Source organism: Kitasatospora sp. NPDC088160, assembly GCF_044741445.1.
GTDB lineage: Bacteria > Actinomycetota > Actinomycetes > Streptomycetales > Streptomycetaceae > Kitasatospora.
Window position 1 is genome coordinate 1 of sequence record NZ_JBIUSS010000061.1, and the last position, 1,114, is coordinate 1,114.

The window sequence follows — 1,114 nt, forward strand, 5'->3', positions numbered from 1 at the left end:
CAGGCGCACCTGCGTCACCTGAATCCCTTCCCGGCCAACCTGGGTGCGGTGCTGAGGAGTTACGAGAAGGTCGTCGTGCCGGAGATGAATCTGGGCCAGCTCGCGCTGCTGCTGCGGGCGAAGTACCTGGTGGACGCGGAGTCCTACAACCAGGTGCGTGGGCTGCCGTTCAAGGCGGCGCAGTTGGCGGACGTGCTGTCGGCGGCGATCGGCGCCCTGGACGAGGAGGACCACCGATGAGTGAGAGCGGCTTCCCGTCCCTGAATCTGGTGCCCAAGGCCGAAGGGCCGCAGAGTGCCCGGGACTTCAAGACCGACCAGGAGGTGCGCTGGTGTCCCGGTTGCGGGGACTACGCGGTCCTGGCGGCGGTGCAGGGTTTCATGCCGGAGCTCGGCATCAAGCGCGAGAACACCGTGTTCGTCTCCGGGATCGGCTGTTCCTCGCGTTTCCCGTACTACATGAACACCTATGGGGTGCACTCGATCCACGGGCGGGCGCCGGCGATCGCGACCGGGCTGGCGTCCTCGCGGCAGGACCTGAGCGTGTGGGTGGTGACGGGGGACGGTGACGCGCTGTCCATCGGCGGCAACCACCTGATCCACGCGCTGCGGCGCAACGTCAATCTGAAGATCCTGCTGTTCAACAACCGGATCTACGGGCTGACCAAGGGTCAGTACTCGCCGACCAGCGAGCTGGGCAAGATCACCAAGTCGACGCCGATGGGCTCGCTCGACGCGCCGTTCAACCCGCTCTCGCTGGCGATCGGCGCCGAGGCGACCTTCGTCGCCCGCACGATCGACTCGGACCGCCAGCACCTGCAGTCGGTGCTGCGGGCGGCGGCCGCGCACGAGGGCACGGCGCTGGTGGAGATCTACCAGAACTGCAACATCTTCAACGACGGCGCGTTCGAGGCCCTGAAGCAGCCCGGCACCCGGGACGAGGCGCTGATCCGGCTGGAGCACGGGCAGCCGATCCGCTTCGGCGCGGACCTGGCCGGCGGCGTGTTCCGCGGCCCGGACGGCGAGCTGTTCACCGCGCCGGTGACCGCGGACAACGAGGCGCGGGTCCTGGTCCACGACGCCCACGCGGCCAACCCGGCCACCGCCTTCGCGCT

General features: G+C 68.9%; 1 protein-coding gene and 1 pseudogene. Both read left to right on the forward strand.

Features of this window, described 5'->3' with window-relative positions; translation table 11 throughout:
- Positions 1 to 240: pseudogene (locus tag ACIOGZ_RS41835) on the forward strand (2-oxoglutarate ferredoxin oxidoreductase subunit alpha); the annotation flags it as partial.
- The coding region (locus ACIOGZ_RS41840) for a 2-oxoacid:ferredoxin oxidoreductase subunit beta (RefSeq protein WP_400989913.1) at positions 237 to 1,114 on the forward strand (878 nt) is incomplete at its 3' end. The pseudogene ACIOGZ_RS41835 and the gene ACIOGZ_RS41840, both read left to right, overlap by 4 nt.